Annotated in this window: 2 protein-coding genes; both read right to left on the reverse strand. The window is 63.6% G+C overall.

Annotated elements, in window-relative coordinates; translation table 11 throughout:
- On the reverse strand, positions 1–336 hold a 336-nt coding region (locus tag ACU8YC_RS25600; protein ID WP_446896049.1), incomplete at its 3' end, for a hypothetical protein.
- Positions 337–355: 19 nt separating this feature from the next.
- On the reverse strand, positions 356–615 hold a 260-nt coding region (locus tag ACU8YC_RS25605), incomplete at its 5' end, for a FliG C-terminal domain-containing protein (protein ID WP_446896050.1).

The following is a 615-nucleotide window of genomic DNA, read 5'->3' on the forward strand; positions in this document are numbered from 1 at the left end:
CAGCCGCTCCAGGCTCTGCAGCCGCGGCGCCAGAGACGCCTCGGCCTCCTGCCGGGCCTTGAGCTGGCCCGCATGGAAGCCATCCTTCTCGCCAGTGGCGAAGCCTTCGTTATAGGCCTGCTGGCGAATCGCCTCGAGCTCATCGAGCGTCAGCGGTTTGACTTCCTCGACCGGCACGTCCTCGCTACGCGCCAACTCTTCGACCGTTTCCTCCACGCTGGGCGCTGACGGCAGCTCCTCTTCCTCGCCCTGCGGGTCGAAACTGGGCAGCGACCAGCGATCGAACAGGCTGACGTCTTTCGCGCGAATGAGGTCGCTGGGGTTGTCCTTCGCCATGTGTGAGGTGTTGTCCTGGTTAGATCATCTCTTCGCCGCCCTTGGAGCCCAGGACAATTTCCCCGGCCTCGGCCATGCGACGAGCGATGGTGAGAATTTCCTTCTGGGCATTTTCCACGTCGCTGACACGTACCGGCCCCTTGGCCTCCAGATCGTCGCGCAGCAGCTCACCGGCGCGCTTGGACATGTTCTTGAAGACCTTCTCCTTGATGCCGTCGTCGGCGCCCTTGAGCGCCATCACCAGCACGTCGGAGGATACCTCACGCAGCAGCACCTGGA

Source organism: Citrobacter sp. VF227, from assembly GCF_052950715.1.